General features: G+C 74.9%; 26 protein-coding genes and 1 pseudogene. 13 read left to right on the forward strand and 14 right to left on the reverse strand.

Annotated elements, in window-relative coordinates:
* Positions 1-137: 137 nt before the first annotated feature.
* Positions 138-821, forward strand: a complete 684-nt coding sequence (locus ACFY0O_RS13725; RefSeq protein ID WP_388946642.1) for an alpha/beta fold hydrolase — start codon at positions 138-140, stop codon at positions 819-821.
* 40 nt (positions 822-861) lie between these two features.
* On the opposite strand, the gene ACFY0O_RS13730 is transcribed toward ACFY0O_RS13725, so the two are convergent.
* Together ACFY0O_RS13730 and ACFY0O_RS13735 are read right to left on the reverse strand one after the other, a co-directional pair.
* The gene (locus ACFY0O_RS13730; RefSeq protein ID WP_388946644.1) at positions 862-1,296 is read right to left on the reverse strand and encodes a VOC family protein; all 435 of its coding nucleotides are present in this window, start codon (positions 1,294-1,296) and stop codon (positions 862-864) included.
* 78 nt (positions 1,297-1,374) lie between these two features.
* A complete protein-coding gene (locus tag ACFY0O_RS13735; RefSeq protein ID WP_388946646.1) occupies positions 1,375-2,091 on the reverse strand; it encodes a TetR/AcrR family transcriptional regulator in 717 nt (238 codons plus the stop codon).
* 202 nt (positions 2,092-2,293) lie between these two features.
* On the opposite strand from ACFY0O_RS13735, the gene ACFY0O_RS13740 reads away from it, so the two are divergent.
* From ACFY0O_RS13740 to ACFY0O_RS13750, 3 genes and pseudogenes are all read left to right on the forward strand, one after another.
* Positions 2,294-3,913, forward strand: a complete 1,620-nt coding sequence (locus ACFY0O_RS13740) for a CocE/NonD family hydrolase (protein WP_388946736.1) — start codon at positions 2,294-2,296, stop codon at positions 3,911-3,913.
* A gap of 60 nt (positions 3,914-3,973) precedes the next feature.
* Entirely contained in the window at positions 3,974-4,984 is a 1,011-nt protein-coding gene (locus ACFY0O_RS13745) for a hypothetical protein (protein ID WP_388946647.1), read from the forward strand.
* A gap of 130 nt (positions 4,985-5,114) precedes the next feature.
* Positions 5,115-5,714 (forward strand): annotated as a pseudogene (locus ACFY0O_RS13750) (cytosine permease); the annotation flags it as partial.
* Here the strand turns inward: ACFY0O_RS13750 and ACFY0O_RS13755 are convergent.
* The 6 genes from ACFY0O_RS13755 to ACFY0O_RS13780 form a co-directional block, all read right to left on the reverse strand.
* The gene (locus ACFY0O_RS13755) at positions 5,680-8,010 is read right to left on the reverse strand and encodes a collagenase (protein ID WP_388946648.1); all 2,331 of its coding nucleotides are present in this window, start codon (positions 8,008-8,010) and stop codon (positions 5,680-5,682) included. The pseudogene ACFY0O_RS13750 and the gene ACFY0O_RS13755 sit on opposite strands and share 35 nt — an antisense overlap.
* 171 nt (positions 8,011-8,181) lie before the next feature.
* Positions 8,182-9,000, reverse strand: a complete 819-nt coding sequence (locus ACFY0O_RS13760; RefSeq protein WP_388946650.1) for a peptidoglycan recognition family protein — start codon at positions 8,998-9,000, stop codon at positions 8,182-8,184.
* 166 nt (positions 9,001-9,166) lie between these two features.
* Positions 9,167-9,379, reverse strand: coding sequence for a hypothetical protein (locus ACFY0O_RS13765; protein WP_388946652.1), 213 nt, complete (start codon positions 9,377-9,379; stop codon positions 9,167-9,169).
* On the reverse strand, positions 9,376-9,792 hold the full coding sequence (locus ACFY0O_RS13770; RefSeq protein WP_388946653.1) for a hypothetical protein: 417 nt from the start codon (positions 9,790-9,792) through the stop codon (positions 9,376-9,378). Before ACFY0O_RS13770 ends, ACFY0O_RS13765 begins: the two co-directional genes overlap by 4 nt.
* A 144-nt stretch (positions 9,793-9,936) precedes the next feature.
* Positions 9,937-11,388: a sensor histidine kinase gene (locus tag ACFY0O_RS13775; RefSeq protein WP_388946655.1), complete on the reverse strand. Its 1,452-nt coding sequence runs from the start codon at positions 11,386-11,388 to the stop codon at positions 9,937-9,939.
* Positions 11,385-12,086: a response regulator transcription factor gene (locus ACFY0O_RS13780; protein ID WP_358899051.1), complete on the reverse strand. Its 702-nt coding sequence runs from the start codon at positions 12,084-12,086 to the stop codon at positions 11,385-11,387. The genes ACFY0O_RS13775 and ACFY0O_RS13780 overlap by 4 nt, the downstream gene beginning before the upstream one ends.
* A 94-nt stretch (positions 12,087-12,180) precedes the next feature.
* On the opposite strand from ACFY0O_RS13780, the gene ACFY0O_RS13785 reads away from it, so the two are divergent.
* On the forward strand, positions 12,181-12,567 hold the full coding sequence (locus ACFY0O_RS13785) for a VOC family protein (RefSeq protein WP_388946657.1): 387 nt from the start codon (positions 12,181-12,183) through the stop codon (positions 12,565-12,567).
* Positions 12,568-12,577: 10 nt separating this feature from the next.
* On the opposite strand, the gene ACFY0O_RS13790 is transcribed toward ACFY0O_RS13785, so the two are convergent.
* A complete protein-coding gene (locus ACFY0O_RS13790) occupies positions 12,578-13,759 on the reverse strand; it encodes a winged helix DNA-binding domain-containing protein (protein WP_388946659.1) in 1,182 nt (393 codons plus the stop codon).
* A 177-nt stretch (positions 13,760-13,936) separates the two neighbouring features.
* Here ACFY0O_RS13790 and ACFY0O_RS13795 point away from each other — a divergent pair, with 177 nt between their 5' ends.
* The gene (locus tag ACFY0O_RS13795) at positions 13,937-15,073 is read left to right on the forward strand and encodes a PP2C family protein-serine/threonine phosphatase (RefSeq protein WP_388946661.1); all 1,137 of its coding nucleotides are present in this window, start codon (positions 13,937-13,939) and stop codon (positions 15,071-15,073) included.
* Here ACFY0O_RS13795 and ACFY0O_RS13800 read toward each other — a convergent pair.
* Positions 15,060-15,926 carry a helix-turn-helix transcriptional regulator gene (locus tag ACFY0O_RS13800; protein WP_388946663.1) on the reverse strand — a complete coding sequence of 289 codons (867 nt, stop codon included), beginning with the start codon at positions 15,924-15,926 and terminating at the stop codon, positions 15,060-15,062. The genes ACFY0O_RS13795 and ACFY0O_RS13800 overlap by 14 nt on opposite strands.
* A 139-nt stretch (positions 15,927-16,065) precedes the next feature.
* Here ACFY0O_RS13800 and ACFY0O_RS13805 point away from each other — a divergent pair, with 139 nt between their 5' ends.
* Positions 16,066-16,845, forward strand: coding sequence for an NAD(P)H-dependent oxidoreductase (locus tag ACFY0O_RS13805; protein WP_388946665.1), 780 nt, complete (start codon positions 16,066-16,068; stop codon positions 16,843-16,845).
* A 23-nt stretch (positions 16,846-16,868) separates the two neighbouring features.
* Here the strand turns inward: ACFY0O_RS13805 and ACFY0O_RS13810 are convergent, their stop codons facing one another.
* Entirely contained in the window at positions 16,869-17,882 is a 1,014-nt protein-coding gene (locus ACFY0O_RS13810) for a polysaccharide deacetylase family protein (RefSeq protein ID WP_388946667.1), read from the reverse strand.
* A 214-nt stretch (positions 17,883-18,096) separates the two neighbouring features.
* Here ACFY0O_RS13810 and ACFY0O_RS13815 point away from each other — a divergent pair, with 214 nt between their 5' ends.
* Positions 18,097-19,722, forward strand: coding sequence for a putative glycoside hydrolase (locus ACFY0O_RS13815; protein WP_388946669.1), 1,626 nt, complete (start codon positions 18,097-18,099; stop codon positions 19,720-19,722).
* 81 nt (positions 19,723-19,803) lie between these two features.
* Here ACFY0O_RS13815 and ACFY0O_RS13820 read toward each other — a convergent pair whose 3' ends face one another.
* The gene (locus ACFY0O_RS13820; protein WP_388946671.1) at positions 19,804-20,592 is read right to left on the reverse strand and encodes an SDR family NAD(P)-dependent oxidoreductase; all 789 of its coding nucleotides are present in this window, start codon (positions 20,590-20,592) and stop codon (positions 19,804-19,806) included.
* Positions 20,593-20,691: 99 nt separating this feature from the next.
* Here ACFY0O_RS13820 and ACFY0O_RS13825 point away from each other — a divergent pair, with 99 nt between their 5' ends.
* Both ACFY0O_RS13825 and ACFY0O_RS13830 read left to right on the forward strand, forming a co-directional pair.
* Positions 20,692-21,291 carry a TetR/AcrR family transcriptional regulator gene (locus ACFY0O_RS13825; protein WP_388946672.1) on the forward strand — a complete coding sequence of 200 codons (600 nt, stop codon included), beginning with the start codon at positions 20,692-20,694 and terminating at the stop codon, positions 21,289-21,291.
* A 58-nt stretch (positions 21,292-21,349) separates the two neighbouring features.
* Positions 21,350-21,724 carry a hypothetical protein gene (locus tag ACFY0O_RS13830; protein ID WP_388946673.1) on the forward strand — a complete coding sequence of 125 codons (375 nt, stop codon included), beginning with the start codon at positions 21,350-21,352 and terminating at the stop codon, positions 21,722-21,724.
* Here ACFY0O_RS13830 and ACFY0O_RS13835 read toward each other — a convergent pair whose 3' ends face one another.
* Positions 21,725-22,600, reverse strand: coding sequence for an EamA family transporter (locus tag ACFY0O_RS13835; protein ID WP_388946675.1), 876 nt, complete (start codon positions 22,598-22,600; stop codon positions 21,725-21,727).
* A gap of 52 nt (positions 22,601-22,652) precedes the next feature.
* On the opposite strand from ACFY0O_RS13835, the gene ACFY0O_RS13840 reads away from it, so the two are divergent.
* Positions 22,653-23,501: a MurR/RpiR family transcriptional regulator gene (locus ACFY0O_RS13840; protein ID WP_388946677.1), complete on the forward strand. Its 849-nt coding sequence runs from the start codon at positions 22,653-22,655 to the stop codon at positions 23,499-23,501.
* 21 nt (positions 23,502-23,522) lie between these two features.
* On the opposite strand, the gene ACFY0O_RS13845 is transcribed toward ACFY0O_RS13840, so the two are convergent.
* Complete coding sequence (locus ACFY0O_RS13845; RefSeq protein WP_388946678.1) at positions 23,523-24,332, reverse strand: peptidoglycan-binding protein; 810 nt, start codon at positions 24,330-24,332, stop codon at positions 23,523-23,525.
* A gap of 282 nt (positions 24,333-24,614) precedes the next feature.
* Here ACFY0O_RS13845 and ACFY0O_RS13850 point away from each other — a divergent pair, with 282 nt between their 5' ends.
* Together ACFY0O_RS13850 and ACFY0O_RS13855 are read left to right on the forward strand one after the other, a co-directional pair.
* Positions 24,615-24,872, forward strand: coding sequence for a DUF6400 family protein (locus ACFY0O_RS13850; protein WP_388946680.1), 258 nt, complete (start codon positions 24,615-24,617; stop codon positions 24,870-24,872).
* Complete coding sequence (locus ACFY0O_RS13855; protein ID WP_388946681.1) at positions 24,859-25,128, forward strand: hypothetical protein; 270 nt, start codon at positions 24,859-24,861, stop codon at positions 25,126-25,128. The genes ACFY0O_RS13850 and ACFY0O_RS13855 overlap by 14 nt, the downstream gene beginning before the upstream one ends.
* Positions 25,129-25,250: the final 122 nt, after the last annotated feature.

Here is a 25,250-nt window from a genome sequence, read left to right on the forward strand (position 1 = left end):
GGGACGGTCGGCGACAGGCGTCCGTCGGGCCGGTGACACGGGCGCCGGCTTACGGGCGGCCGGCTTCCGGGCGGTAGGGTCCGTGGTGTGCCGTTCCCCTGGAAGACGCGTGGACCGGGCTCCGTACGGGGCCTGCCGTGAGCACGTTCGTGCTGATCCACGGGGCCGGCGACGGCGGCTGGTACTGGCACCTGGTCGCGGCCGAGCTCAGGGCGCGCGGGCACGGCGTTGTGGCCCCAGACCTTCCGGGCGGCGACGGCGCGCCGACGCTCGACGACTACGCCGACGCCGTCTGCCGGGCGGTCGGCGACCGCCGCGAACTGGTCGTCGTGGGGCAGTCGTTCGGCGCGTTCACCGCCCCGCTGGTCGCCGCCCGCCGTCCGGTCGCCGCGCTGGTCCTGGTCGCCGGTATGGTGCCCGCGCCGAGCGAGTCACCGGACCGGTGGTGGGGCGGGACCGGCTACGCCGAGGCCGTGCGGGTCCAGGCCCGCCGGGACGGGGGCCTGACCGGCAGCGCGGACCCGTACGTCGCCTTCTACCACGACGTGCCCCGCGACCTGGCCGAGGAGGCGATGCGCCGGGAACGGGCCCATCCCTCGCCGGCGGCGACCGCGCAGCCGTGGCCCCTGGAGGCCTGGCCGGACGTGCCGACGAGGTTCGTGCTGTGCACCGAGGACCGCTTCCTGCCCCCCGGCTTCCTGCGCCGGCTGGTGCGGGAACGGCTCGGAGTGGTCCCGGAGGAGCTCGCCGCCGGCCACTGCGCCGCGCTCAGCCGCCCCGCCGCACTGGCGGCCCTCCTGGACCGGCCGGGCGGGCAGTGACGGGGCGGGCAGGGGCGGGGCGGGGAGTGGGGGGAGCGGCTCAGTCGAGGCAGAACTCGTTGCCCTCGACGTCCCGCATCACGAGGCACGACTCGTCGAAGCCGTCGGCGCGCAGCAGCTGTACGGGGCTCGCGCCCAGCGCGACCAGCCGGGCGCATTCGGCCTCCAGTGCGGCCACGCGCTCGTCCCCGACCAGGCCCGTGCCGACCCGGACGTCGAGGTGGAGCCGGTTCTTGCCGGCCTTGCCCTCGGGAACGCGCTGGAAGAACAGCCGCGGACCCACACCCGAGGGGTCGACGCAGGCGAACGCCGAGCCCTGCCGTTCGGCCGGCAGCGAGCGGTCGAACTCGCCCCAGTCGGCGAAGCCCTTCGGCGGCGGCGGGACGACGTACCCCAGCACCTCGCACCAGAAGCGGGCGACGCGCTCCGGGTCGGCGCAGTCGAAGGTCACCTGGAACTGTCGGATCGAAGTCACCGGGCCACCGTAGCAGGGCGGTCACCTCGCTCAACTGGTTTGTTCCGCAGGCCCGTTGACGGGGCGCGGCCCCGGGTCTCAGGTGCTGTCCAGGCCGTCGACCAGGCGGTCGAGGAAGCGGGCGAAGGTCTCGTCGGGGGTGGCGGGGGAACCGGCGGAAGCGAGGGCTTCGGCGAGCTCCGGGTGGTGGCCGTCGGCGGCGACGGCGGCCAGGTAGCGGCCCTGGGCCTCGGCCCGGCCGGGCGGCCGTGCGGCCCGCGCCTGCGCGATCTCGTAGCCGACGTGGCCCGCCACGAAGCCCGTGACCTGGGCGAACACCTCCAGCCTCGCGGCGCCGGCCAGCCCGCTCGGCCGCAGGACGCCGAGCACGTGTTCCAGGAAGGCCAGGGTGTGGGGGCCCGGGGAGCGGGGGGTGGCCAGGGCCGCCGGCAGCCAGGGGTGGCGCAGCATGTGGGCGCGCTGGAGGCGGGCGACGGCCTTCAGGTCGGCGCGCCAGTCGCCGGACGGCGGATCCTCGACCGTCAGTTCGGCGCTCACGTGGTCGACCATCAGCTCCAGCAGGGTCTCCTTGTCGGGGGCGTAGCTGTAGAGCGACATCACCCCGGCGCCGACCTCGGCGGCCACCCGCCGCATGGTGACGGCCTCCAGTCCTTCGGCGTCCGCCACCGCGACGGCCGCGACCGTGATCGCCTCCCGGGTGAAGGAGGGGCGGCGGCCCCTGCGGGGCTCGGCCGGGCGCAGCCAGAGGTGTTCCGGGTCGACGCCGGCGCCGCCGGACTTTCCCTCGCCGGGCATGGTCTCGCACTCCCTGTCGGTCGCTGGTCTTCGGGGCGGATGTCGCCAGGTCATCCAAGCATGATCTATTCTCGTACAACGTACGGGAATAGATGGAGGAGAGGCAGACATGCCAGCACGCACCCCCCGCGCCGCATCCGCCGCAGCCGCCGGACCGGTCTGGACCCCGCCGGCGGCCAAGCCGCCGCTGTCCTCCCGCCTGATGAGGGCGACCTGGCGGGGACTGCCGGCCGGACGGCACGCGGTCGGCTGGGAACCGGGACGGGAGGTCCCGGCCGCCGACGGCAGCCCCCTGGTCACCGACCACTACTTCCCCCGGGCAGAAGGCGACTTCCCCACCCTCCTGGTCCGCTCGCCCTACGGCCGGGGCATCCCCTGGGGCCCCATGTACGGGCTCCTCTTCGCCGAACACGGCTTCCACGTGGTCGTGCAGAGCTGCCGGGGAACCGGCGGCTCGGGCGGTACGTTCCACCTGTGGCGCAACGAGGCGGCCGACGGTCAGGCCACGCTCGCCTGGCTGCGCGAACAGCCCTGGTTCGACGGCAGGCTCGGGACGGTCGGCCCCAGTTACCTCGGCTACGTGCAGTGGGCCCTCGCCCTCGACCCGCCGCCGGAGCTGAAGGCCATGGTCGTGCAGGTGGGCCTCCACGACCCCCACGCCTTCCTCCACGCGGACGGCGCGCTGCACCTGGAGAACGCCCTCGTCATGGGCCTCGGCATGACCTACCAGCACCAGGGCGCCCGGCCCTTCCTCAAGGCCACCCTGCGCCTGCGGCGCCGCCTGCGCGAGGCCACCACGGCCCAGCCCCTGCGCGGCGGACACGTGCGCGCCCTCGGCGGCGAAGTCCCCTGGCTGGACGAGGCGATGGCGCACCCCGACGCCTCCGACCCCTACTGGGACGGCGCCTCGCTCGCCGGGGCGGCGGAGCGGCTGCGGGTGCCCACCGCCCTGATCACCGGTTGGCACGACGCACTCGCCGGCCAGACCCTCGACCAGTACGCCCGGCTGCGGCGCGCCGGCTGCGACACCACCCTGCTCGTCGGCCCCTGGACCCACCACTCCGCCCTCCAGCGGGGCTGGCCCGAGGTGTTCGGCGAAAGCCTCGCCTGGCTGCGCGCCCACCTCTGCGCGGAAGCCCCCGCCCCCCGCCCCGCACCCGTGCGGGTCCACACCGGTGGCGACACCGGCGGCGAAGACCCCTGGCGGGACCTGGCGGCCTGGCCGCCGCCCGGGACCGACGCCACCTGGTACGCCGCCCCGGGCGGCCACCTGATCGAGCGGGCCCCCACGGACTCCGCGCCGCTGGCCGCCTTCCGCCACGACCCCGCCACCCCCACCCCCTCCCTCGGCGGGCCGCTGCTCTCCCGCACCGCCGGGCCGCGCGACAACGCCGCCCTGGAGGCCCGTGACGACGTCCTGACCTTCACCGGGCCGCCCCTGGCGGAGCCGCTGGACGTCATGGGGCCGGTCTCCGCGCGGCTGACGGTCTCCACGGACACCGGGCACACCGACGTCTTCACCCGGCTGTGCGACGTGGACCCCCAGGGACGCTCCGTCAACGTCTGCGACGGACTGGGCCGGGTCCGCGCGGAGGCGGGGAAGGAGGCGCGGATCTCCGTCCCGATGGGCTCCACCGCCCACCGCTTCGCCGCCGGCCAGCGCATACGCTGGCAGATCAGCGCGGGCGCCCACCCCCGCTACGCCCGCAACCCCGGGACCGGCGAACTCCCCCTGGACGCCACGGCCTTCACCCCGGTCCGCGTCACCCTCCACGCCGACTCGGCCCTGACCGCGCGGCGGACGGGGTCCCCCGAAGGGTGAACCCGCCGCTACGATGCGGGGCGTCGGCAGAGCGGGACGAGACGGGCGGGACGGGGCAGGATGAGCGGATACCACGGCGGCGGTCACGGGGTCCCGGGAGGCGATCCACCCCCGGGCGGACGGCCCGCCCACGGCACCCCGCCGCCGCAGGGGCCCCCGAACCCGCCCTGGGGGAACCCCTACGCGCAGCCCGTCCCGCCGCAGGGGAACCCCTACGCGCAGCCCGTCCCGCCGCAGCCGGGCCCCTACCCTCCGGGCTCCTACCCCCCGTACTCCGGACACCCGGTGCCGCCCCCGCCCGCCTGGCCCCCGCCCGTCGGGCCCTCGCGCGCCGCCAGGATCCTGCGCGGGATCCGCAACCCCCTCCACGCCGCCCAGCGCACCTTCCGCCCCTCGCGGGAGGGGATCGTGCACGACCCCCAGGTCCGCACGCTCCAGCTGTGGCGGACCGTGCTGGGCCTGGTCGCCTGGGTGGGGCTGACGCTCACCTACAAGGCCGTCGTGAGCGCCGCCGACATCAAGGCCGCGGCGGACGACCGCCTCGACCAGAGCTGGTCCGGCGTCCTCGTCCTCGTCTGCACCTTCCCCGTGGTCGTCGGCGCCTTCGTGGCCGCCGCACGCGGCCCCCTGCGCCGCGTCTACCTGCGCCGGGCCCTGCGCCCGCTCGGCGCGGTCCTGGCCGTCATGGCCTCGATGGCCACCTTCCCCCTGGCGATGGCACCTGAGCTCGCGGGCGTGCGCGACGCCGTCGGGCTGCCGGGGAAGGTCCTCATCGGCGTCCTCTGCCTCTGGTCGCTCGGCTTCGCCCTGTACGGCATCGGCCTCTCCCTCGTCCACGTCTTCCGCACCGCCGACATCCACGAGGTCCTGCCACCGGTCCTCGCCGGCGTCCTGGTGTGGGAGATGGCGGTGCTGGACGTGGTCACGGGCGCCTACCCCCAGGTCCCGACGGCGGTCCGGGCGGTCTTCATCCTCGGCGCCCCCGTCACGGTCACGGCGCTGTCCTGGTGGGAGCTGCGCCGCCTGGCCCGCCACCACGGGCTGACGGTCCGCGGCGCGCTCGGCCGCTGACGCCCCCGCGGGACCTCACACCCCGTCGGCGCGGTGCGTCGGGCGGCCGGGCGCGGAACCCCGGCGCGAGCCGGCCGGCCTCGTGCTCGGCGCCCGCCGCGCAGGTCGGGGCCGTGGTCATCCCGCCAACTGGTTCAGCCCGCTGTTCCTGCTCGCCCTGGTCCTCGGCACGGTCTCCGCCAACGCCCTCACCGCCTACAGCGCGGGCCTCGCCCTCCAGGCCGTCGGCCTGCGCGTGCGCCGCTCCGTCAGCGTGCTCCTCGACGGAGCCGTGGCCGTCGCCCTGACCCTGTACGGGCTGCTCGCTTCGCGCTTCCTCGACACCGTCGGCAACGCCCTTCAGGTCATCGTGGTCCTGATCGGCCCCCTCATGGCCGTCTACGCCACCGACGTCATGCTGCGGCGCGGGCGTTACGACGGCGCGGCCCTCTGCGACGAGACCCCCGGCAGCCCCTTCTGGTACACGGGGGGCTTCACCCGGGCCGGCGCCCTCGCCCTCCTGGCCGGTGTCGGCGCGGCCGCCCTCTGCGCCGACACCCTCTACACCGGTCCGGTCGCCGCGGCGCTCGGCGGCGTCGACCTCTCCCTCCCGGCCGGCATGCTCGTCTCCGCCGCGCTCTACGCGGCCCTGATGCGGGGAGACGACGGGGTGCGCGCCGCCCGGGCGGAAGGCTGGCCGGGCGGCGCGCGGGAGGTCAGCCGGTCTGCGTGGAGAGGCTCACCCCGCTGAAGTCCTGGGTGGCGGCGAGGCTGAAGTAGACCCACCCGGCGGGCGGGTTGTCGATGGTCAGGGTCTCGTCGTTGCCGGCGGTGGCGGACTTGGCCTGGTAGCTGCCGGCGGTGGCCCAGGTGGGGCCGTTGTAGTAGAGGTCGGCGTTGCCGGTGCCGCCGCTGCTGGTGACGGTCAGCTTCTTGACGCCGGCCGGCAGGTACACGAAGTGGTGGCTGTAGTTGCCGGCGGTGGCCGCGAGGCCGTCGCGGCGGCAGTTGCCGTCGAACTGGCGGGAGTCCGGGAGGGTGCACGCCGGGGTGGACGGGGCCTGCGGCAGGGGGCCGCAGTCGGCGCTCGCGCAGGTGGTCGCCAGCCAGGTGGCGAACCCGGCGTCGTAGCGGGTGCCGATGGTCTGCTTCAGGAAGGCGCGGGCGCCGTTCCAGTCACCCGTGCGGTATTTGGCGAGCACGGTGTCGACGTCCGGTCGGTGCGCCTGGAGCATGTAGCGGACCGCGAGGTAGCCCCAGCGGTAGATCCGGTTCGAGTTGACGTCGGGGTTCGGGTCCTGGTTGTAGACCGTGTCGAACAGGTCGCTGAGCTTGTACGTCCCCTTCGCGGCCTCGTTGACCGCGTCGGCGTTGCGCTCGCCCCGGTAGCCGTAGGAGATGTTCTCGGCGATGCCCTCCACCCACCAGATGGTCGGGGTGGTCATGCCGGCCTCGAAGTCACCCGCCATGTCGAAGCGGCCGTCGAGGTAGTGGGTGTACTCGTGGTTGAGGTTCCAGATCTGGAAGGACGGCCGCAGCCAGTCGGCCTCGTGGGCGATGAAGCGGGCCTGGTTGCCGGGGACGGCCGGGTTGCCCTCCTCGTACATCCCGCCGTTGTCCACGTCGATGTCGTAGATGGCCCACGCGTACAGCGAGTACTGGCTGTAGTCGTCGAAGACGACGACCTCCAGGTTGGTGTTGAGGTCGCCGGGTATCGCGCCCTTGTCGCCGATGACCCGGTGGAAGTAGGCGTCCTCGTTGACCAGGCTGGTACACGTGGAGGCCAGCTGGCCGGGGGACATGTCCTGGGCGCGGATCTTCAGGCCCGGGGTGCACGTCTGCTGGATCGGCAGGACCGACGGCAGGACGCGGGCGCCCAGGTCGCAGATGGCGTACGCCGCGCAGTTGCCCTTGTCGTACGCGCGCGTGTACCAGCCCAGGTTCATGGTGATCGGGCCGGTGGGGCCGACGTTCGGGTAGCGGTTGATCAGGTCCTTCAGCAGGGGCCGGACGCGGTCCCTGAGCTCGGGGACGTCGAGCGCGTAGCCGAGGTAGCGGCCCACGTTGCTGACCACGTCCAGCCGGTTGAGCTGCGCGCCGTTGCGGGTGATGAAGCCGGCCCAGGTGTCGAGGACGGACGGGTCGGCCTTGAGGGCGGCCCGCCAGCCGCGGTCGTCGTTCTTGGCCTTGAAGCCGTTCTGCACGACCCACTCGACGTGCTGCATGGCCAGGTCCATCTGGGCCGGCCAGGTGCCGTCGTAGCCGCCGAGCATCCACTTGACGACGCCCGCGTACCGGCCGGCCGTGTGGCTGCTGTCGATCAGGGTGACGGCCTCGTTGAATATCTCGCCGTTGGCGTCGGTGACGTCCTTGCTGTGCGGGGCCGCGAAGAAGGCGTCCAGCGCGCCGCGCGCCGCGCCGTCCAGCGCCGGGCCGTAGGCGCCGACCGCGGCCGCGTTGTTCTCCTGCACGTAGTAGCCGGCCCGCAGGAACATCACCAGCTGCCCGACGGAGGCCCTGTTGTCGCCCGCGTAGGACGCGGAGGCGTCGCGCAGGGCGTTGGCCACGGTCACCATCTGGGGCTCGCGGAAGGCCTTGCGGGCGTTGTCCCCGGTGAGGTTGAACAGCGGGTAGGTGCAGTTGATCCGGGGGAGGGCCGTGAGCTGCTGCACGAGCGCCGGGCCCGTGGCGTTGACCACGCCGGAGAGGTCGTCGCAGTCGGCCGCGGTGGCGGACGGGGACTGCCGCAGGGACGTGGCGGTCCCGGCCTGCCCGGCCGCGGGTGCGGGGGCCGGGGCCGACACCTCGGGGCTGTCCTGCGCGGAGATCCGCAGACGGGGCGCGTTGCGCTGCGCGTCGGGGGACTTGGGGACCGGGATGGCCCGGGGCGCCGCCCCGGTCCGGCCCGCCTGGCTGCGGGCCGGGGCCTGGGCGCCGCCGGAGGCGGCCTGGCTCGGTGGTGCGAACAGGCCGAGCGCGAGGAAGACGGCCGCGCCGAGCGCGGGGAGTCTGAGCGCGCCGGCCTTCGATATCCGGGAGGAACGCATCTGTGGGGGCCTCCGGGGCCGTTGAGCCGCGTGATGGGGACACGGGCTGTTGACATGTGACATGTAAAATTTCACATGTCGCAACGCTCCGGAAGGTTTTTCGCCGGATTACTTCGGCCACTGCGGCTGAGGCACGCTCATCTCAGTCCGCAGGGCCGTCGGTCGGGGCGGTCAGTGGCGGCGCAGCGGGTCGAGCAGGCCCTCCGGCAGGTATTCCCCGAGGGCGCGGCGGGCGGCCTCCGGGTCGTTGGCCCAGTCGGCCGGGAGGTGCTCCGACCAGCGGGGCAGGGGCACCTGCCGATCGTCCCCGAGCCGCCGGGCCACCTCCTGACGCAGCTTCGGCAGCAGCGCGTACAGCTTGTCGCCGGGACAGGCGGTGCTGTTGAAGTCCCGGTGCCCGTAGATCTCCGAGGCGGCGACGCCGTACTGGCGGCAGACGCGGGCGCACAGGTCGGCGAGGGCGGAGAACTGCGCGGCGGGCGGCTCTTCCGCCGTGTAGGTGCCCTCGTTCTCGATCCCGATGGCCACGCTGTTCTGGCCCACGCAGTGGGCGCCCCGCACCATCCGCTCACCGGAGTCCAGTGCCGCCAGGCTCTCGTGGCGGCCCTCCAGGACGAAGGCGCCCCGGCTGACGGTGAAGTGCTGACCGGTGTCGATCCAGCCCTGCCCGTCCATGTGGTAGCTCTGGACGGCACGGGCCAGCGCGTGCGCCCGCTCCCGCGAGTAGTCCGTGACGTTCGCCGTGGCGGTGTGGTGCACGATGATCCGGTCGGGCCGGCTGTCGAGGACCACGACGTCCTCGGACGGCTCCCGGGCGCCCCAGCCGGCGCACCCGGTGATCTCGGGCACCGCGGTGCGCCCGCGGCCCCCGGAGCCTCCCGGGCCCGTGGCGGCGCGGGCCGCGGACGGCAGCAGCGTGGCGGATCCCAGGGTCAGCGCGGCGAGGAACACGCCGCGGCGGGAGAGCCGGGTGAACGGGGTGGAGGTCATGGAGCCGCCTGTTCCGGTCGGGGACGCGCACCCATGGAAGGGGACCGGACCGCGCGGGGCACGCAGGCGCTCCGAGGGCCGCCCGGATGCGCCCTTTCGGGGGAGGGCCGGTCCGCCGCACGCCGACGGCCCGCCCGGGAATACCGGACGGGCCGTCGGTGAGCGGTCAGTTGTTCTGCGAGGCGTCCGTGTCCGCCTGCGCGGCCGCGTTCTCGGCGGCGTCCAGCTTCGCCTGCATGTCCGCGGCCTGTCCGTCGGCCCCGGCCGACTGCTCCGCCTTCGGACGGGCGTCCGCGCCGCCCCCGCATCCGGTCAGCAGCAGCACGGCCCCGGCGGCCAGGGCCGCGAGTGCGACGGCGCCGCGCCGGGGGGAGGTCACTTGGACCCCTGGGCGCCGCACCAGGTGGAGACGGCCTTGAGGTCCTCCTGGCGCTTCTGCAGGGTCGGCACCAGGTTCTTGCGGAACGTCAGACGGTCGTTGAGGTAGTTCTGGACCTCGGTGTGGCCCGCGCTCTTGGCCTCGTTGACGCGCTGCTCCAGGCGGGCGATCGAGCCCGGGACGGTGGCGTCGCCGTTCAGCCGGTTCAGGGCCGTGCCGATCCGGGACTCGGTCTTCGGCAGGCGCTTGCAGATCGACTTGGCGCCGTCGCCCTTCGGCGCCGGCTTGGAGGCCTTCGCCGACGGGGCCGCGCTCGGCGCGGTGGAGTCGGCCAGCGCGGGGCCTGCGGACAGCAGTGCGCCGGCCAGGGCGACGGCGCCGATCGCGGCGGCGGTCCTACGGTTCGCGAGCATGGTGGAATCCCCTTCGGTGCGACGGGCCGGGGCGCGGGTGCGCCGGCCGGACAGGACGTTAGGGAGCCTTTTTGTGGATTCCTTGTGACCGTCCGCCGGGCCGCCGCCCCCGGTGGGGCCGCCGGCCTGGGGTCCGGCGCCCCGTCAGCCGCCCCGGGAGATCCAGTCGCGCCGTGCGGGCAGCCGCAGCGTCTGCTCGTCCCGCGAGACCAGCGGGAGGCGCACCTCGAAGCGCGCGCCCGGCCCGCCGGGCACGTCGCCGAGGGTGACCGTGCCCCGGTGCAGTGCCGCCTGCTGGGCCACCAGCGTGAGCCCCAGTCCGGAGCCCGGGCTGCCGGGCCGGTGGTGGAACCGGCCGAAGACGGCCTCGCGTTCACCGGGCGGCACACCGGGCCCCTGGTCGTCCACGGTCAGCACGGCGAAACCGTCCCGGGAGCGCAGCCGGACCGTGACCCGGGCCGGCTCGCCCGGCTGGTGGCCGTGCACCACCGCGTTGCGCAGCAGGTTGTCGAGCATGATCCTCAGCCCGGAGTCCCAGCCGAAGACCCGCAGCTCGGCCGGTAGTTCCACGTCCAGGACCAGCCCCGTCGCGCCGTGCCGGCGCGCCGCCTCGCCGGCGGCCGCGTCCACCAGCTCGCACAGGTCGGTGGGGGCGAAGGCGGAGACCTCCACCAGATCGCCGAGCGCCAGCATCCGCAGCGCGCCCAGCAGTTCGAGCAGCCGGGCGTGGTCGCTGCGCAGGTCCCGCACCACCTCGGCCCGTTCGGCGGGGGAGAGGTCCGGGTGGGCGGCGAGCACGTCCAGGTCCGTCTGCATGCTCATCAGCGGCGTGCGCAGCTCGTGCGAGGCGGCGGAGGAGAACGACCGGGCGGTCTCCAGCGCCTGCGCCGTCCGCGCGGCCTGCTCGTCGTAGCGGGTCAGGAGCTGGCCGATGGCCGCGGACAGCTCGTCCACCTCGGCGATCCGCACCGGTGTCCCGGCGAACGCCGCCGCCCCGGCCGCCGGGTCCAGCGCGGCGGCCCGGCGGCTCAGGCGCCGCACCGAGGCGGTCGCCCGCCCCGCCAGCCCGTAGGCCAGGAGCCCGGACACGGGGGCTGCCAGCAGGGCCACCAGCAGCACCCGCCGCCGCACGGCCGCGACCTGCGGATCGGTGCTCGACGCCGGACTGTAGATCCACAGGTTCCCCGGCGCGGGGCCGGTCACCGGCACGCTCAGCACCCGCCAAGCGTGCCCCTTGGCGCGGACCGTGACCGGCCCGTCCGGGGTCCGGTCCGGCAGCCGCACCGCCGCGTCGGGCTGCGGGCCGCCCTCCAGCACGGTCGTCCCGTCCGCGCCGCGGACCCGGATCCCCGCGTCGAGGGCGTCGCCGAGCACCTTGCGGTGCTGGTTCTGCTCGGCCTTCGGCCGGCCGCCCCGGTCGGCGGCCAGCAGGGCCCGGGCGTCCGGCAGTACGGCCGCGGCCCGGTCCTGCAGCCCCGCGTCCTGCTGCCGGCGCAGGTCGCGGCTGACGAGCCCGAGCACCAGCAGGCCCGCGGCCAGCACCAGCAGCGGCATGACCACGGTCACCGACAGCGCGATCCGGGTGGCGAGCTTCACGACCCGCTCCCCGCCCCGGGCACCCGGAGCACGAAGCCGACACCGCGCACCGTGTGGATCAGCCGGGGCCGCCCGCCCTCCTCCAGCTTGCGGCGCAGATAGCTGACGAAGGTGTCGACCGCGTCGGTGCGCACCTCGAAGTCGTAGCCCCACACCCGGTCCAGCAGCTGGTCCCGGGTCAGGACGATGCCCGCGTTGCGCACCAGCGCGGCCAGCAGCTCGAACTCCCGGCGGGTGAGGTGCACCTCGGCCCCGCCGTGGTGGACCTGCCGGGTGGCCTGGTCCATCTCCAGCGGCCCGGCGCGCAGCACGTCGCGCCCGCCACGGGCCGGGCTGCGCCGCAGCAGGGCGTGCAGGCGCAGCACCAGTTCCTCCAGCGCGAAGGGTTTGACGAGGTAGTCGTCGGCTCCCGCCTGCAGGCCGGCCACCCGGTCGGCCAGCTCGTCCAGGGCCGACAGCATCAGCACGGGGGTCTCGTCGCCGCGCGCCCGCAGGCTCCGGCACACTTCGGTCCCCGTGAGCCCCGGCATGGACACATCCAGGACGAGCACGTCGGGGGTCCTGGCTTCGGCCCGCGCGAGCGCGGCGGGCCCGTCCTCGGCGAGGACCACGGTGAAACCGCTCAGCCGCAGCCCGCGTTCCAGCGACCGCCGGATCGCGGCGTCGTCGTCCGCCACGAGCACCACTGCCGCGTCCATCCCGCCTCCCGTCGCCGTCCCGGCTGGGACCGGGCACCGACCTTCTCACAGGAGTCGGCCCCGCTCGGACCCGGGTGTGCGGCACAGTGGGTGCATGGTTCACGTACTGGCTGGCAGGATCCTGTTGACTCCGACCGACCCCGAGCGCTCCCGCGCCTTCTACGGCGCCACCCTCGGCCTCGCGGTGTACCGCGAGTTCGGGACCGGTCCCGAGCGGGGCACGGTCTACTTCCTCGGGGGCGGGTTCCTCGAGGTCTCGGGCCGCGCCGACGCCCCGCCCGCGCCGGGTCTGCGGCTGTGGCTCCAGGTGGAGGACGTGGAGGCGGCCCACCGCGAGCTGCGGGAGCGGGGCGCCGAGGTGCTGCGGCCGCCCGTGCGCGAGCCCTGGGGGCTGATCGAGATGTGGGTCGCGGACCCCGACGGCGTACGCATCGCCGTCGTGGAGGTGCCGGCGGACCACCCCCTGCGCTTCCGCCCCTGACCGCCCCGGGTCAGTCCCCGTCCGCGAGGCGCCGTTCCAGCGGGGTGCGGAAGCTGGGGCGGATGCGGGTGTCGCCGAAGAAGGCGGCCAGCCGCTCCGCCTCGGCCGCGACCGCCCGCTCGGCCGCGCGGCCGGTGCGGGCGCCCGGCAGGAGCCGGGTGGCGATCTCCCCGTCCGGGCGCTGGGCCCAGCCGCCGACGATCCGGCCGTCCCACCACACGGTGGGGCCGACGTTGCCGTACCGGTCGAACAGCTCGGGGACGTGGGCGGGGTCGAGGTACCAGTCCCGGTGCCGCCAGCCCATGGGGGTCGGGTCGAGCGCGGGCAGCAGGGCCGCGCCCGGCCGGGGGGCCGCCGGGGCCTCGACGTGCTCGGGCAGGGCGTGGCCCGGGCCGCAGTCCAGCTCCGCCTCGACGGCGCGGGTACGGGCGAGGGCCTTGCGGGTCTCGGTCAGGGTCCAGCCGGTCCACCACCGCAGGTCCTCGGTGGTGACGGGCCCGAAGGCGGTGAGGTAGGCGGTGGCCAGGTCGGCCCGGGCCTGCTCGGCGGGGAGCTCGTCATGCGGCTCGGCGAGCGTCCAGCGGAACTGGGAGGAGGCCCAGGTGCCCAGCGGGCGGCCGCGGCGGATCCGGCCCTCGGCGGCCAGGACCGACAGGACGCGGCTGGTCAGGCGCGGTCTGGACTCGTACGGCTTGCCCGGCGCCACGACGAGCTGCTCGCGCAGCTCGGGCACGGCCGCGGCGAGCTGGGCCGCGGAGGCCTCACCGCGCCCGGCGAGCGCGGCGAGGACGGCCTCCTCGGTGGCCGCCAGCCAGCGCGCGTCGTGGCCGAGCTGCTCGCCCAGCACCTTGAGGAGGTTGCGGCGTTCCCGGGCCGCTACGGCGCGGGCGGTGGAGGCGTCGACCACGGGCGCCAGGGCGCGCGGGACGACGAACATGGTCCGGCGCATGCACAGCATCCGCACCAGGGTGTGGTCGGTGTACAGGGCCCGCTCCACCTCGGCCGCCGACGGGGTCGCCAGGCGGGCGGTCAGGCTGAGGTGGACGGTGGCCGCGTCCGTGGCGTGCAGGGCGACCAGCGCGTCGGCGACCTCCTCGGGCGTCTCGGCCCGCAGCGCCGGGGTGAGCCGGTGGCGGGCGGTGAGCAGGCTCCGGCGGTGCTCGTCGGTGATCTTCGGTCGGGTCGCAGTCATGTCGGGTGCCGGGCGGGCGCGGGGCCGCCGTGGGCCGTCCCTTCGGATCGGAGCGGACAGGACAGGGTCGGGCACCCACGCTAGACCCGATTGCGGACATCCTCCGTCCTTGATGCGCCCGGATCGGCCCGGATCCCTCAGGGCGCTATGCCCGCATTGCGTGGATATCCTGACAGGGTGATCGAGTCCGGACGGCCGCGGCTCCCCCGGCGCTACGGTCGGGGGAGCCTCGTGCGGCTGTCCCCGGTCGTCCTGACCGTCGTGATCGCCGGCCTGGCCTACGCCACCCCGCCGGAGATGGCCTTCAGCCGGCTCCTCCCGGCGGCGCCCGCGCTGGCCGCCGCCATGTGGCCGGTACTCCCCACCGTCCTGCTCGGGACGGTCTGCCTCCTGCTGATGATCGGCCTCAGCCTGGTCTTCCCCGACCTCGGGACGTGGTGGACCGCCGCCGGGATCATCGCCGTCACCGTGGCCGCCGCCTACGGCAGCCACCTGCGCCTCCAGCGGGAGCGCACCCTCCTCCAGGTGCGGCTCGTGGCCGAGGCGGCCCAGCAGGTGGTGCTCAGCCCCCTGCCCCGCCGCCTGGGCGACGTGGAGATCGAGTCGCTGTACCTCGCGGCCGCGGCGGAGGCCCGGATCGGCGGGGACTTCTACGAGGTGGTCGACACCCCGTACGGGGTCAGGCTGCTCATCGGCGACGTGCGGGGCAAGGGCCTGCCGGCCGTCGGAGCGGCCGCGGCCATCGTGAACGCCTTCCGGGAGGCGGCCTACGACGAGGCCGGCCTGGTCGACGTCGCCCGCAGACTGGACGCCAGCAGCACCCGCTACAACGCCGCCTTTCCCCCCGACGGGCCGATGGAGCGCTTCGCCACCGCCCTGCTCGCCCAGATCCCGCCCGGGGGCGGCCGGATCGACGTCCTCAACTGCGGACACCCGCCTCCGCTGCTCCTGAACGGCGCCGGACTCCGTGTCCTCGAATCCGAGACCCCCTCACCCCTGCTCAGCCTCGCGGAGCTGCTCGGCGGCCAGTACCACGTGGACACCTTCGGCACCGGCCCGGGCGACCTGCTGCTCCTCTACACCGACGGCATCGCCGAGACCCGGGCCCGAGACGGCGAGTTCTTCCCGCTGGCCGCCTGGATGGGCCGGCAGCCCCCCACCCCGCCCCGCGAACTGCTCAGGACCCTGCACCGCGACCTCCTCCGCCACAGCAGGGGCCGCCTCGACGACGACATCGCCGCCCTCGCCGTACGCCTGGGCCGGCCCGTGGAGGGCGGCGGCCGATCCGACGGGTGCCCGGCTACCGGTCGGTGACCGCCGGGGGCCGGTGGTGCGACGGCTCGTCCTCCGCCGGGCTCGCGCCGTCCGCGTCCAGGGCCGCGAGCAGCCGCAGCCCGTCCTCGGCGGGGCTGCCCGGGGGCGCCGAGAGCACCACGAGCTCCATGCCGGACCCGTCGGGCAGCGCGAAGTTCTCCTGGTGCAGCTCCAGCAGCCCGACCAGCGGGTGCCGGTACGCCTTGGGCCCGTGCGTGCGGGCCCGCACGTCCGCGCGGGCCCAGAGGCGGCGGAAGCGTTCGCTGCCCATGGCCAGATCGCCGATCAGCGAGGCCAGCCGGGGGTCGTCGGGGTGGGTGCCGGCGGCCAGGCGCAGGTGCCCGACGACGTCCAGGGTGCACGACTCCCAGCCCGCGTACAGACCGTGCTCGCCCTCCTCCAGGAAGAGGTGCCGGGCGATGTTCAGCGACGGCAGCGGCCGCCCGAACAGCAGCCCGGCCAGCCGGTTCCCGGCGAGCACGTCCAGCCGGTGGTCCATGACCAGCGCGGGCGCGCCCGCCACCAGCCCGAGCACGCGCAGCAGTTCCGGCCGGACCCGCCCGCACGGCGCCTTCGCCCGCCGGCGGCGCTGCCGGGCGAGCCGGTACAGGTGCCCCCGCTCGGTCTCGTCCAGGCCGAGGACCCGGGCGAGCGCGTCGAGGACCTGCTCGGAGGGCTGGGTCGCGCGGCCCTGCTCCAGGCGTACGTAGTAGTCCACGCTGACGCCCGACAGGTGCGCGACCTCCTCCCGGCGCAGCCCCTCGACGCGGCGGCGGCGGTCGGTGGGAATGCCGGCGGCAGCCGGGTCGACCCGGGCGCGCCGGGTCCGCAGGAAGCCCGCGAGATCGTCCATGCGCCCCAGTATCGCCGCGCCGCCGCCCGCGAGGGTGGCCCTGCCGGTACCAGGAAGTCCCGTCCTACGGAGACGCAGCCCCTGAACGGCGGGCGGCGCGGCGGCCAGGATCGGGGGCAGCCGAACCGAAGGAGCCGTCATGAAGACGCTGATCGTCCACGCCCACCCCGAGCCGCGCTCGCTCAACAGCGCCCTGAAGGACCTCGCCGTGTCCACCCTGGAGGGCGCGGGCCACGAGGTCCGGGTGAGCGACCTGTACGCGATGGGCTGGAAGGCGGTCGTGGACGCCGGGGACTACGGAGGCCACGCCTCGGACCCGCTGAAGGTGGCCCTGGACTCGGGCCGGGCCTTCGACGCCGGGGAGCTCACCCCCGACGTCCTCGCCGAGCAGGAGAAGCTGCTCTGGGCCGACACGGTCATCTTCCAGTTCCCGCTGTGGTGGTACTCGATGCCCGCCATCCTCAAGGGCTGGGTGGACCGGGTGTTCACCTACCGCTTCGCCTACGGGGTCGGCGAGCACAGCGACACCAAGTACGGGGAGCGGTTCGGCGAGGGCACCCTCGCGGGCCGCAGGGCCCTGCTGTCGGTGACCGCCGGCGGCCCGGAGCCGCACTACGCCGCCCGCGGGATCAACGGCCCCATCGAGGACCTGCTCTTCCCGATCCACCACGGGATCCTCTACTACCCGGGCATCGAGGTGCTGCCGCCGTTCGTCCTCTACGGCACGGACCGGCTGACCGACGAGGAGTACCCCGCCGTCGCCAAGGCCTGGGAGGAGCGCCTGCTCACCCTGGAGTCGACCGAGCCGATCGCCTTCCGGCGGCAGAACTTCGGCGACTACGAACTCCCCTCCCTCCAACTGAAGGAGGGGCTGGAGCCCGCGGGACGCACCGGTTTCGGGCTGCACGTGCGGGGCTGAACGGCCGCCGCGCGGCCCGGGGCTCAGTACGGCCGGGCCCGCTGCGCGAAGGCGGGCGCGAGCTCGTTCCCCGCGGCGCGCGGGAAGGAGACGGTGGCCGGGTCGCCGTCCGAGACGTACCGGCCGCCGCCCGCGGCGAGCTTGTCCAGCCAGCGCGAGGAACCGAACTCGGCGTCCTCGTCCTTCGGGCCCGCCGAGCGGATCCGCGGGATGGCGCCGGGGGTGAAGGACTTCGCGAACGGCGAGACCGACGGGTTGGCCCCCACCAGGTACACCCCGTCGTAGCGGTAGCCCGTCCCCCGTACGGCGGTCCCGGCGGGCTCGGGCATGGCGCCGAAGGGCAGGGCGAGCGAGGTGACGGGCGTCCCGGGCAGGGCCTTCTCGATCGCCTGCTGGCCGGCGGAGATCGCCCGCTCGGCGCCCGCCCGGTCCAGGGAGCGCAGGTTCTCGTGCCGGTCCGTGTGGTTGGCGACCTCGTACCCGTGGTCCTTCAGCCAGCCCAGGGCCTTGGCGGAGCCCGTCGCCGAGAAGGCGTCCGCGTTGACGAAGAAGGTCGCCACCGGCTTGAACGCCGGGTGCTTCCTCGCCGTCTCCGCCAGGATGGCGACGGCGGTGTCCGGCGCCGGAGCGCCGTCCGCGCCGAGCCGCACCTGGCTGTTGGTCGAGTCGTCGAAGGTCAGGACCACCGGGTGCGCACCCGCCGGGATGTCGATGCGGCCCGTCTGGAAGTCCCGTGCGGTCACCGGCACGTAGTCCTCCCGCGCGAGGCGCTCCAGCTCGGCCCGGAAGTCGGCCGGGGTGCGGTCGTAGACACTGGCCGGCTTGTCGGTGAGCTGGTGGTACATCAGCACCGGCACCTGGCCGAGTTCGTTGGCGCCGACCTCGGCCGGGCTCTTGGGGGCGGCGACGGGAGCGGCCGCCGCCGGTGACGCGGCGGGGGGCTGCCCGGCGGCCGGCGCGGACCCGGTCGAACAGCCGGTGGCGAGCAGGGCGGCGGCGCAGGCCAGGGCGCCGAGCGGGACGAGGGGGTGGCGCATCGGGAGCCTCTCCAGGCGGAAGGTGTCACGCCATACCTACCGACCGCGGGAGCCCGCATACCGCACTGTCCCCTGCTTGGCGTAGCCGCCACGCCGGGCCCGTTCGCGGCCGTTCGCGTGAAATGTCGGCGGAACGCGGCGGCCGGGGCGCGCAGCGGAAATGAATGGAGGCACCACCCGGCCACCACCCGGCCCCGGCACGAAGGACGTCAAGATGTCCCGCACCCGCATACCCCGCTCCGGCCACTCCTCCCGCCTCCGTCGCCCGGCCCGCCGACGCGCCCTCATAGCGACGACCGGGGCCCTCGCGCTGGCCGGGGCGGGCTTCGGAGCCTGGACGTTCCTCGCCCCCGGACCCGGCATCGAGGGCGTCAGCGACGGCGCCGTCCTCGGCGGCCGCGCGGCCGCGCAGGTCAGCGCCTACCTCGCCGCGGGCGCGCCCGGCGGAGGCAACGGACTGCACGCCACCCTGGACGGCGCCCCGGTCACCCTCACCCCGGAGGGCGCCCGGTTGAGACTCGCCCTGCCACCCCTCAAGGAGGGCTCCCACACCCTGGTGGTGGACGGCGTCGGCAGTCTGCCCTTCGCCTCGCACCGCACGGTCGTGGGCTTCAGCGTGGACACCACCCCGCCCGAGCTGAAGGTGACCGACCCCCAGGTCAAGGACCCCGCCGCCCCCGTGGCCGTCGCGGGCAGCGCCTCCACCGACGCCGAGGTCACCGTCAACGGCAAGAAGGTCCCCCTCGACAGGAGCGGGGCCTTCCGGGTCACGGTCCCCAAGGGCACCGCCCTCGTCACGGTCACCGCCGTGGACCGCGCGGGCAACACCACCACCAAGAGCGTCTCCGCCCGCGGCCGCCGCCCCATGATCCGGGCCGCGCACATCACCGCCATCGGCTGGGGCGACGACTCGCTGCGCGGCGGCGTCCTGGCCCTGGTGCGCAGCGGCAAGCTGAACGCGGTCGAACTGGACGTCAAGGACGAGGACGGCGAGGTCGGGTACGCCTCGCAGGTCCCGCTGGCCCGTCGGATCGGGGCGGCCAAGGGCTACTACGACGCCCGCAAGGCGATCGACGAGCTGCACGCCGCCGGAGCCCAGGTCATCGGCCGCATCGTGGCCTTCCGCGACCCCAAGCTCGCCGCCGCCTCCTGGAAGGAGGGCAAGTCCGACCAGCTCGTGCTGACCCCGTCCGGACAGCCCTACGACGGCGGCCACTACGGCGCCCTGTCCTTCACCAACTTCGCCAACCCGGTCGTCCGCGGGTACAACCAGGACCTCGCCGTCGAGGCGGCCAAGCTCGGATTCGACGACATCCTCTACGACTACGTGCGCCGCCCGGACGGCCCGCTGACGCAGATGCGCTTCCCCGGCATCGGCGCCGCCACGCCCGAGCAGTCCATCACCTCGTTCGTCGCCGACACCCGCACGGCGCTGCGTCCGCAGGCCAAGTACCTGGGCGTCTCGGTCTTCGGGATCGCCGCGACCCGGCCCACCGAGATCGCCCAGGACATCGGGGCGCTGGTCAAGGTCACCGACTACATCGCGCCGATGGTCTACCCGTCCCACTGGGCGCCGGGGGAGTACGGCGTCGCCCAGCCCGACACCTCCCCGTACGCGATCGTGCAGCGTTCGCTCGCCGACTTCGCCCGCCTGGCCAAGGGGACGCAGACCGAGATCGTGCCGTGGCTGCAGGACTTCTCGATGGGGAGCACCTACGGGCCGGCCGAGGTGGCCGCGCAGATCAAGGCCGCCGAGGCCAACAAGATGGAGTCCTTCATCCTCTGGAACGCGGGCGCCCGCTACCAGGGAGCCGCGCTCCAGCAGATCACCGCGCACTGACGGCCCCGGCCGCCCCCCTCGCGGGGGACGGCCGGCCGTGGACGAGGCGGGCCCCCGCTCCCGGGGGCCCGCCGGCGCGTGTCAGGCCTTGAGGATCCGCCCCGAGACGGCCAGGGTGACGCGCCGGGGCGTCAGGGCGGCGGCGACGGCGGAGACGCGGTTGGCGAGGCCCGCGACGATGCTGGGCGGCGTGCTGCTCCGCTCCAGCGCGCGCCGCGCGGCGGTCACCACCTGCTCGGGGGTGGCCATCCGGCCGACGGCCGCGTCCCGGCTGCCGACGACGTCGAAGAACTCGGTGCTGACCGGCCCCGGCGACACGGCGAGCACCCGCAGGGGGGAGTGGCGGGTCTCGTAGGCGACGGCCTCGGTGAAGCTCAGGACGAAGGCCTTGGTCGCGCCGTAGACCGCCATCGCCGGGGTCGGCTGGTACGCCGCCGCGCTCGCGACGGTGACCAGGGCGCCCCGGCCGTCGGCCGTGAGGTCGGGCAGGAAGGCCCGGGTGAGCTCGGCGACGGCCACGACGTTCAGCTGGATCATCTCGTTGATCTGCGCGGGGTCCTGCCGGGCGACGGGCCCGTGGCTGCCGAAGCCGGCGTTGTTCACCAGGGTCTGCACGGTGATCCCGCGGGAGTCGAGCTCCGCGCGCAGCGCCGCCGCGGCGCCGGGCAGGGCGAGGTCGGCGGCGATCGCGTGCGCCGTGACGCCGTAGCGCTTCTCCAGCTGCGCGGCGAGCGCTTCGAGCCGGTCGAGGCGGCGGGCGACCAGGACGAGGTCCGCTCCGCGCTCGGCCCACTGGCGGGCGAACTCGACACCGAGGCCCGCGCTCGCCCCGGTGATCAGGGCCACGGTTCCCTGGTATGTCATAGGCATCGTCGGCTGCTCCGTTTCCACGTACGCGTGTTCAATGGACTCGAATGTAGGCGGCGCCACCATTGTAGTCAATGACAACATCAGAGAGGGGAGCCCGCCTTGACCGAGGGGCCCTACCACCACGGCAACCTCAGGGCCGCTCTGCTGGAGCGCGCGGAGACCGTCCTCGCCGAGTCGGGCGCGGACGGCCTGTCCCTGCGCGCCCTGGCCCGCGACCTCGGGGTGAGCCACGCCGCGCCGTCCCGGCACTTCCGCGACCGGCAGGCCCTGCTCGACGCCCTCGCCGTCAGCGGCTTCACCCGGCTGAACGAGCGCCTGCGGGGGGCCGCCGAGGGGCCCGGGCCCGTACCGGCGCGGCTGGCGGCCCTGGGCCGGGCGTACGTGGAGTTCGCCGTCGCCCACGCGCCCCTGCTGGACCTGATGTTCAGCGCCAAGCACGCCGAGGACTCCAGTGCCGAACTCAGGGAGCTGGGACACCGCAGCCTCGACACCACCGCCGAACTGATCGCCCGGGCCCAGGCCGAGGGCCTCGTCCGCCCGGGGGACCCGGCCCGCCTCGCCCAGGTCGCCTTCTCCACCGTCCACGGCCTGGCCGTCCTGGCCGTGGGCGCCCTCCTCGACGAGACCCCGCTGGCGGAGGCCACCGACCTGGCCCTGGACGTCCTGCTGACCGGACTCGCGAGCCCCCGCCGTCGATAATGGCTACGCCGCAGGCCATCCCCCTGCGGCAGCGGGCGAGGAGAGGGGCGAGGGGACGATGACCCTGGAGGAAGGTCGGCGGGTGAGGCTCGCCGTGGACGTCGGGCTGGCCGAGGCGGTCACGCGGCCGGGCGACACCGTCGTGGGGTTCCTGTCCCTGGCGGCGGGCACCGAGGGCACGGTCGAGCGGGTGGACGGGCAGCGGCCCCCGAGCCACGCCGTCCTGGAGTACGAACGGCTGAGATCGCTGCTCGGCGACTACGGCCACACGATGCCCGCCGAGAGCAGGAAGCGGCTGGAGGAGGAGGTCGCGGCCCTGGAAGCCGAGTGGACCGCCTTCCACGGCGAGGGGAGCCGGCTCACGGTCCGCGTCCGCTTCGACAACGGCTTCGTCCTCGACGGCGCGCGCGAGGACGTCCTCACCCCCCTCTGATCAGCCGGCCGCGAGCTGGAGCACGGCGATGCCCGCCAGGACCGTGAGGCTGGCGGTGATGCGCCGGTGGCCGAGCCGCTCACGGAACACCACCGCCCCGATCAGGGCGCCGAAGACGATGCTGGTCTCCCGCAGGGCGGCGATCGTGGACAGGTCGCCGCGTGACTGCGCCCAGACGACCAGTCCGTACGCCAGCAGCGAGAGCAGCCCGCCCGCCAGGCCGCGCCCGTACAGCGGGCGCAGCGTGGTGAGCAGGGCGGGACCCCGGCGGACCCGGGCGATCAGCGGGAGGACCAGCCCCTGGCACAGGAACAGCCAGGCGATGTAGCCGAAGACGCTGCCGGAGACGCGCACGCCGCTGCCGTCGACCAGGGTGTAGGAGGCGATCATCACGCCGGTGCCCAGGGCGGCGGCCAGGGCGGGCAGCTGGGTGCGCCCCGGCAGCCCGTCGGCGAGGGCGAGCGCGGCCAGGCCGCAGGAGATCACCGCGATGCCCAGGGCGCGGCCGGCGGGCAGGGAGTGGCCGAGGAGGGTGGTGGAGACCAGGGCCACCACGAGCGGTGAGGTGCCGCGGGCGGTGGGATACATCTGGCCGAAGTCGCCCAGCTGGTAGGCGCGCAGGAGCAGCAGCTGGTAGGCGACCTGCAGTGCGGCGGAGGCGGCGATGTAGGGCCAGGCCGCCGGGTCGGGGAGCGGGGCGAAGCAGACGAGGACGGCCCCGCAGCCGGCGGAGGCGAGGCTGATGAGCGTGAAGCCCGCCAGTTTGTCGCGCAGGCCGTGGGCGAGGCCGTTCCAGACGGCGTGCAGCGCCGCCGAGGCGAGGACGACGAGGGGCACGGCGGCCGCGCCCGTCGTGGACGGCAGGGGTACGGGCACGTTCGCTCTCCACCGGTCGGCGTGGAACACATTTCCTTGTTAGGTTAGCCCCATGGAAATCGATTCCACGGTGGGGGGTGGGCTCGCCGCCCACATCCGGGCCCACCTGTCCGAACTGCGCGACACCGAGGTGCGGGTGGCGCGGGTCGTGCTCGACCAGGGCGCGGAGCTGGTGCGCCTCAGCGTCAGCGACGTCGCGGCCCTGGCCGGCACCGCGCCCTCCTCCGTCGTGCGCGCCTGCCAGCGGCTGGGCTTCCGCGGCTACCAGGAACTGAAGATCGCCGCGGCCCGCCAGGCGCCCGCCCCGGAGCCCTCCCGGGAACGGGACCCGGCCGCCCGCGCCCTGGGCGACACGGTCCGCGCGGCCCGGGAGGCGCTGGACGGCGTGGCGGTGACGGTGACCCCCGAGCGGCTGCGCGCGGCGGCCGCGCTGGTCGGCGCGGCCCCCCGGATCCTGGTGGTCGGCGCGGGGCTGTCCGGCGCGGTCGCGCTGGACACCGCGTACCGGCTGCGCGCACTCGGCTTCGCCGTCGACGCGCCGGCCGACCCGCTGACCGCCCAACTGGTCGCCTCGCAGCTGCCGCCCGACGGGGTCTGCCTGGCCGTCAGCCACACGGGCGCCACACGCAGCACCGTCGACGCCGCCCGCCGCGCCCGGCGGGCCGGGGCCAAGGTCCTCGCCCTCACCAGCTACGCCCGTTCGCCGCTGAGCGAGGCCGGCGACTGCACGCTGGTCGCGGGTGGCCAGGACCTGGTGTTCGGACTCGAGACCGTCGCCAGCCGGCTGGCCCACCTCACCGTGATCGACGCCCTCACCCTCACCCTGCTGGGCATGCGCGGGGCCACGGCCGAGGAGGCGCTGCGGCTGTCGGCGGACGTCACGGTCGACCACTCGTACTGACCGCCCCCGGGATCCGCCCCGTCAGTCCTCGACACGCGGCACCTGGAGCCTGGCCCAGGACGTGGCCCCGGGGATGCCGTCGGCGTCGGAGCCGGTGTAGCCGAGCGTGCGCTGCCAGGCCCGGTAGGAGCGCACGTCGCCGGGGCCCCAGACGTCGGCGTCCGCCGAGCTCTGGTAGTGGTCGCAGCCGACGGCCACGAGCCGCTCGTGCAGGGCGGCGACGACCGGGCTGCGCCGGCCCGCGGTGAAGAACCCGCTTCCGGGGAACGGCTCGAAGGCGCCCGCGGGCGGGGACCACCGCCAGGCCGCCACCGCGGGGCCGCCGCGCGGATCGCCGGGGTCGGCGGTGGGTGGGCACTGCCCGTCGGGGTAGCGGGGGGCGAAGTAGCCGGTGACGTAGCTGCTGCGGCGCGGATGGGAGTGCGACCAGACGCCGTTGCCCTGGCCGTGGTCCTCGGATCCGGACTGGATGCTGTTGCCGCCCTTGGTGTACACGGTGTCGGCGTCGAAGCCAGTGACGATCTCGGTGTGCGCGCCGTCGCCGAAGTCGACCCAGGCGCCGACGGAGGGGTACTCGGACCACTGGCCGCGCGCCTTGGCCCAGGCGGCGAAGGCGCTCACGTTGTCGACCTTCGGCACGATCGCGTCGAGGCCGGTGTCGTGGTACATGCACCAGTCGAAGATCACGCACCAGGCGACGCCGTTCTCGCCGAACTCCTCGCCCCAGCGCGTGTAGTTGTCCCAGCCGTCCCGGCTGTTCCAGCCCTCGTAGACCTGCTCGGGGACGCTCATGAGGTGGTCGGTGAGCCGCCTCCACTGGGCTGTGCTCATGGGGGGCCTCCAGGCGTGACGGTGTCGCGGACGGCGTCCCGTACGGCGTCCCGGCCGCGGCGCGGTATCCGGAGCCGTCGGTCCCCCTGAGACTCCCCGGCATCCGGGCCCGCGATGCCGCCCTGAGCTGGTGAAACGATTCGGCTCGCTCCGGCCGGTGGCGCCGTTGCGGAATGCCGCACGCGAGCCCCCGCGGACCCGTCCGGCCGGGGACCCGACGGCCGATGTGACTCCGCGCACCCACCCTTGACCGGGAAGGAAGGGTTACCTAAGTTCGGCCCCATGTCCTCGCACCACTCCACACCACCCGCAGACACGGTCGACTTCTCCGTCGACCTCACCTCGCAGGAGATCCTCCGGCGCGCCCAGGTGATGGCCGCGCTCGGCCCCGACTGGGACCCGCTGGAGGTGCTCCGAGGGGAGGAGCAGGCGTACGACCTGCTCTACTCCGGCCTCGACGCCGAGCAGCAGCGCCTCTACGACGACCTGGTGGCGGCCGGGGTCCTGCCCGTGCGCGGGGGCGGCCATGCTGCCCCTTGACCCGCAGGCCGACATCGGCCGCCGGGCGTGGATCCCCTGCCCCGGCTGTGCGGACACCCGGGGCTGCGAGCCGTGCGCGCAGCGGCGGACCTGCTCGCTGCACTGGCGGTACCTCCTGTCCAACAAGGGCAGCCTCCTCCACCTCCAGTGCCCCGGCTGCACCCATGTGTGGACCCACGAGAGCGGCTTCGGCGCCACCCGTTCCCTGTGGAGCCGCGTGACCGCCGGCCGGCCCCGGCCGTCGCGCGAGCCGTAGCGGGCCCCCGCCTCGGGAAGCTGCGTCCGAGGCGGCGGTCTCCTTCGATTCGCCGGGTGGAAGTGGCCCGCGCCACGCACCCGAGGGGGTACGGGCGGACACGTGCGGTGACATCGGGGCCC

The organism is Streptomyces sp. NPDC001594, from assembly GCF_042893675.1.
Lineage (GTDB): Bacteria > Actinomycetota > Actinomycetes > Streptomycetales > Streptomycetaceae > Streptomyces.

What these genes read in the sequence shown, in the direction of transcription:
- ACFY0O_RS13745 (WP_388946647.1), top strand. Translation starts at nt 3,974, where the DNA reads ATGAGCGGATACCACGGCGGCGGTCACGGGGTCCCGGGAGGCGATCCA.
- ACFY0O_RS13815 (WP_388946669.1), top strand. Translation starts at nt 18,097, where the DNA reads ATGTCCCGCACCCGCATACCCCGCTCCGGCCACTCCTCCCGCCTCCGT.
- ACFY0O_RS13820 (WP_388946671.1), bottom strand. Translation starts at nt 20,592, where the DNA reads ATGCCTATGACATACCAGGGAACCGTGGCCCTGATCACCGGGGCGAGC.
- ACFY0O_RS13845 (WP_388946678.1), bottom strand. Translation starts at nt 24,332, where the DNA reads ATGAGCACAGCCCAGTGGAGGCGGCTCACCGACCACCTCATGAGCGTC.
- ACFY0O_RS13850 (WP_388946680.1), top strand. Translation starts at nt 24,615, where the DNA reads ATGTCCTCGCACCACTCCACACCACCCGCAGACACGGTCGACTTCTCC.
- ACFY0O_RS13830 (WP_388946673.1), top strand. Translation starts at nt 21,350, where the DNA reads ATGACCCTGGAGGAAGGTCGGCGGGTGAGGCTCGCCGTGGACGTCGGG.
- ACFY0O_RS13740 (WP_388946736.1), top strand. Translation starts at nt 2,294, where the DNA reads ATGAGGGCGACCTGGCGGGGACTGCCGGCCGGACGGCACGCGGTCGGC.
- ACFY0O_RS13805 (WP_388946665.1), top strand. Translation starts at nt 16,066, where the DNA reads ATGAAGACGCTGATCGTCCACGCCCACCCCGAGCCGCGCTCGCTCAAC.
- ACFY0O_RS13770 (WP_388946653.1), bottom strand. Translation starts at nt 9,792, where the DNA reads ATGCTCGCGAACCGTAGGACCGCCGCCGCGATCGGCGCCGTCGCCCTG.
- ACFY0O_RS13780 (WP_358899051.1), bottom strand. Translation starts at nt 12,086, where the DNA reads ATGGACGCGGCAGTGGTGCTCGTGGCGGACGACGACGCCGCGATCCGG.
- ACFY0O_RS13735 (WP_388946646.1), bottom strand. Translation starts at nt 2,091, where the DNA reads ATGCCCGGCGAGGGAAAGTCCGGCGGCGCCGGCGTCGACCCGGAACAC.
- ACFY0O_RS13810 (WP_388946667.1), bottom strand. Translation starts at nt 17,882, where the DNA reads ATGCGCCACCCCCTCGTCCCGCTCGGCGCCCTGGCCTGCGCCGCCGCC.
- ACFY0O_RS13790 (WP_388946659.1), bottom strand. Translation starts at nt 13,759, where the DNA reads ATGACTGCGACCCGACCGAAGATCACCGACGAGCACCGCCGGAGCCTG.
- ACFY0O_RS13855 (WP_388946681.1), top strand. Translation starts at nt 24,859, where the DNA reads ATGCTGCCCCTTGACCCGCAGGCCGACATCGGCCGCCGGGCGTGGATC.
- ACFY0O_RS13840 (WP_388946677.1), top strand. Translation starts at nt 22,653, where the DNA reads ATGGAAATCGATTCCACGGTGGGGGGTGGGCTCGCCGCCCACATCCGG.
- ACFY0O_RS13800 (WP_388946663.1), bottom strand. Translation starts at nt 15,926, where the DNA reads ATGGACGATCTCGCGGGCTTCCTGCGGACCCGGCGCGCCCGGGTCGAC.
- ACFY0O_RS13760 (WP_388946650.1), bottom strand. Translation starts at nt 9,000, where the DNA reads ATGACCTCCACCCCGTTCACCCGGCTCTCCCGCCGCGGCGTGTTCCTC.
- ACFY0O_RS13785 (WP_388946657.1), top strand. Translation starts at nt 12,181, where the DNA reads ATGGTTCACGTACTGGCTGGCAGGATCCTGTTGACTCCGACCGACCCC.
- ACFY0O_RS13755 (WP_388946648.1), bottom strand. Translation starts at nt 8,010, where the DNA reads ATGCGTTCCTCCCGGATATCGAAGGCCGGCGCGCTCAGACTCCCCGCG.